The sequence below is a fragment of the Stenotrophomonas sp. TWI1409 genome (assembly GCF_039673015.1).
In the GTDB taxonomy this organism is placed as follows: domain Bacteria; phylum Pseudomonadota; class Gammaproteobacteria; order Xanthomonadales; family Xanthomonadaceae; genus Stenotrophomonas; species Stenotrophomonas maltophilia_A.
Genome location: NZ_JBDJKU010000130.1, coordinates 1 through 3474, shown reverse-complemented (window position 1 = coordinate 3474; position 3474 = coordinate 1). Strand labels below are relative to the sequence as shown.

Sequence of the window (3474 nt, the reverse complement as noted above, 5' to 3'; positions counted from 1 at the left end):
GGCCAACCTTGGTTGGCGCCCCAAAAGCGTGCCAACCAAGGTTGGCACCTTCCAGGGCGGGTCGAGCGTGCCAACCAAGGTTGGCACCTACCAAGGCGGGTCGAGCGTGCCAACCAAGGTTGGCACCCACCAGGGGTGGCGGTTGGCAGCTGCCGAGGGGGTTCAGGCGTCCCGATCCAGCAGTGAGCCCAGCATCTGGTCCTGGCGACGGATCACCGTGGCATTGGCGGCAAAGGCCACGACCTCGGCTTTCGCGGCCAGCAGATCACCCAGCGGCGCGCCGGCATCGGCGCCGATGGACGCCACCGAAGCCTGCACCCCACCCTGCTCGGTGGTAATGCGCTGCAACTGCAGGTGCTGGGCATCCGGGGTCGCCAGGTTGGCCACGTTGTGCGCGGCCACCTGCACGCCCTGCTGGGCCGCACGCATCCCGCTGAGGGCGATTCCCATCACGTTGTCCATGGCGGTCTCCGGGCCGCACGACGCAGCCCTCCGGACCGGTTAACGGCCGGTGGGCCGCAACCTTGAGTCCACATCGGCCCGACAGGCCCGAGTGGTAGCATATCCCTCTGATTTCAGCGCCTTTTGCCAATGCTCAGTTTTTTCCGCCGCAAGAAGCCCCAGGATGCCCCCGCAACGGAGGCGCCCAAGACCCAGCACTACTCGGCTGAAGAGCTGGCGGCGGCATTCCCGTCGGCCGCGCCGGTCGAGGACAAGGAGCCGGCGCCGGTAGCAGTACCGGCCGAGCCTGTACCGGTCGAGCCGCCCCCAGCAACCGCCGTTCCGGTCGCTGTCGAGCCCACCCCGGTTATTCCGGCCCCAGCCGCACCGGTTCCGGCAGCTCCTGCACCGTCGGCTCAGATCGACGTCGCCCCCATCGCGACCCCGGCCATCGAACCGGCCCCCGTACCGCTGCCTGAGCCCACCCCGGCACCGACACCGGCACCGGTCACCGACGACCTGCCTGCCGCCGCCTCGATCGACGCCGTTCCGGCGCCGGCTGGCAAGCCCGGCTGGCGCGAGCGCCTGCGCAACAGCGTCATCGCGCGCAGCTTTGGTGGCCTGTTCTCGCGCAACCCCAAGCTTGACGACGACCTGCTGGACGAGCTGGAAACCGCACTGATCACCGCCGACGTCGGCGTGGGCGCCACCACCGACCTGGTCGAGGGCCTGCGCAAGCGCATGAAATCGCGCGAATTCGCCGACGCCAATGCGCTGCTGGCCGCGCTGCGCGCCGAGCTGATCGCAATCCTGCAGCCGGTGGCCAAGCCGCTGTTGATCGACCGCAACGCCAAGCCCTTCGTGGTGCTCACCGTCGGCGTCAACGGCGTCGGCAAGACCACCACCATCGGCAAGCTGGCCAAGCGCTTCAAGGACGATGGCCACAGCCTGATGCTGGCCGCCGGTGACACCTTCCGCGCCGCTGCCGTGGCCCAGCTGCAGGCCTGGGGCGAGCGCAACGGCGTGGCCGTGGTCGCGCAGGGGCAGAACGCCGATGCCGCTTCGGTGGCATTCGACGCGCTGCAGGCCGGCAAGGCCCGTGGCACCTCGGTGCTGATCGCCGATACCGCGGGCCGCCTGCACACCCAATCCGGCCTGATGAACGAGCTGGGCAAGATCCGCCGCGTGCTCGGCAAGATCGACCCCACCGCCCCGCACGAAGTGCTGATGGTGATCGACGGCACCACTGGCCAGAACGCGCTGTCGCAGCTGCGCCAGTTCAATGCCGCAGTGAACGTGACCGGCCTGGTAGTGACCAAGCTGGACGGCACCGCCAAGGGCGGCGTGGTGTTCGCACTGGCCCGCGAGTTCGGCATTCCGATCCGATTCGCCGGCATCGGCGAGCGCCCGGAAGACCTGCGCGTGTTCGACCCGGAAGCTTTCGTCGACGCCCTGCTGCCCGAAGCGCTGGGCGCCTGATACACCGTGCTGCCACGCATGGCGTGGCTCTACTGCAATCCAGTAGAGCCACCCCACGGGTGGCTGCCTCTCTGGAACACCGATGCCCCGCCAGCCGCACGCCAGCGCCAAGACTGCCCGGGAAGACGGTTTCGTCGCCCGCCTGCTGCACTGGTTCGACGACCACGGCCGCCACGACCTGCCCTGGCAGCACCCGCGCAGTCCCTACCGGGTCTGGCTGTCGGAAATCATGCTGCAGCAAACCCAGGTGGCCACGGTCATCCCGTATTTCCAGCGGTTCCTGCAGCACTTCCCGACCCTGCCCGACCTTGCCGCCGCCAGCAACGACGCGGTGATGGCGCAGTGGGCCGGGCTCGGCTACTACGCCCGCGCACGCAACCTGCATGCCGCTGCGAAGCGCTGCGTGGAACTGCACGACGGCGACCTGCCGCGTGATTTCGATGCATTGCATGCCCTGCCCGGCATCGGCCGCAGCACCGCCGGTGCGATCCTCAGCCAGGCCTGGAACGACCCGTTCGCGATCCTCGATGGCAACGTCAAGCGGGTGCTCAGCCGTTACCACGGCATCGATGGTTTCCCCGGGCTGCCGGCCATCGAGAAGCAGCTGTGGGCGATCGCCGAGGCGCATGTGATGCAGGTGCCGGCCGGGCGCATGGCCGACTACACGCAGGCGCAGATGGACCTGGGCGCGACGGTGTGCAGCCGTGCCAAACCGGCCTGCGTGATCTGCCCGTTGCAGGATGACTGCGTGGCACGGCGCGAAGGCCGCACGGCTGAACTACCCACGCCCAAGCCCAGCAAGACCCTGCCCGAGCGCGAGGCCGTTGCGCTGCTGCTGCGCGACGCCCAGCAGCGTGTGCTGCTGCAGAAGCGGCCGGACACCGGCATCTGGGCGCAGCTGTGGACGCTGCCGCAGGCCGATGCCGGCAGCGTGCTGCAGGACTGGTTCGACGTGCACGTCGACGGCTCGCTGGAAGAGGCCGAAGAGCTGCCGGTGCTGCAGCACACCTTCAGCCACTACAAGCTGCATCTGCAGGTATTGTCGCGGCAGGTACACGGCCTGCACGTGGAAGAACCCACGCTGCGCTGGGTCGCCAGCGACGAACTGCACGCGCTGGGCCTGCCGGCACCGATCCGCAAACTGCTCGACGGCGCAACGATCAAGACGCCGAAACGAAATTCCAAGAAACCCCGCAACCACGAGTGAATGCCATGTCCCGAACCGTCTTCTGCCAGTACGAACAACGCGATGCCGAGGGCCTGGACTTCGTGCCCTACCCCGGCGAACTGGGCCAGCGCATCTTCAACAACATCGGCAAGCAGGCCTGGGCTGCGTGGCTGGCGCACCAGACCATGCTGATCAACGAGAACCGCCTGTCGCCGCGCACGGCGGAGCATCGCGCGTTCCTTGAAGGCGAACTGATCAAGTTCCTGTTCGAGAAGGACGCGGAAAAGCCGGCCGGCTTCACCCCGGAAGCCTGACACACAGGTAGTGCCGGGGGCGGGGCGGGCCCCCGGGCTCAGGGGCGATGCCGGCCCCGGGCCGGGCCAACC

Annotated in this window: 4 protein-coding genes; 3 read left to right on the top strand and 1 reads right to left on the bottom strand. The window is 68.5% G+C overall.

Translation table 11 applies throughout. The features are described 5' to 3' along the window. Window positions 1-162 precede the first annotated feature (162 nt). Window positions 163-462, bottom strand: coding sequence for a hypothetical protein (locus ABE423_RS20585; protein ID WP_032128872.1), 300 nt, complete (start codon window positions 460-462; stop codon window positions 163-165). A 129-nt stretch (window positions 463-591) separates the two neighbouring features. On the opposite strand from ABE423_RS20585, the gene ftsY reads away from it, so the two are divergent. The 3 genes from ftsY (at window position 592) to ABE423_RS20570 (ending at window position 3402) form a co-directional block, all read left to right on the top strand. Further along, window positions 592-1920 carry a signal recognition particle-docking protein FtsY gene (gene ftsY / locus ABE423_RS20580; protein WP_125895122.1) on the top strand — a complete coding sequence of 443 codons (1329 nt, stop codon included), beginning with the start codon at window positions 592-594 and terminating at the stop codon, window positions 1918-1920. Between the two features lie 82 nt (window positions 1921-2002). Further along, window positions 2003-3127 carry an A/G-specific adenine glycosylase gene (gene mutY, locus ABE423_RS20575; RefSeq protein ID WP_125895120.1) on the top strand — a complete coding sequence of 375 codons (1125 nt, stop codon included), beginning with the start codon at window positions 2003-2005 and terminating at the stop codon, window positions 3125-3127. A 5-nt stretch (window positions 3128-3132) separates the two neighbouring features. Continuing rightward, complete coding sequence (locus tag ABE423_RS20570; protein WP_125895118.1) at window positions 3133-3402, top strand: oxidative damage protection protein; 270 nt, start codon at window positions 3133-3135, stop codon at window positions 3400-3402. Window positions 3403-3474: the final 72 nt, after the last annotated feature.

Bases quoted from the DNA above. Each gene is read 5' to 3' on its own strand.
- ABE423_RS20585 (WP_032128872.1), bottom strand. From the start codon at position 462: ATGGACAACGTGATGGGAATCGCCCTCAGCGGGATGCGTGCGGCCCAG.
- ftsY (WP_125895122.1), top strand. From the start codon at position 592: ATGCTCAGTTTTTTCCGCCGCAAGAAGCCCCAGGATGCCCCCGCAACG.
- mutY (WP_125895120.1), top strand. From the start codon at position 2,003: ATGCCCCGCCAGCCGCACGCCAGCGCCAAGACTGCCCGGGAAGACGGT.
- ABE423_RS20570 (WP_125895118.1), top strand. From the start codon at position 3,133: ATGTCCCGAACCGTCTTCTGCCAGTACGAACAACGCGATGCCGAGGGC.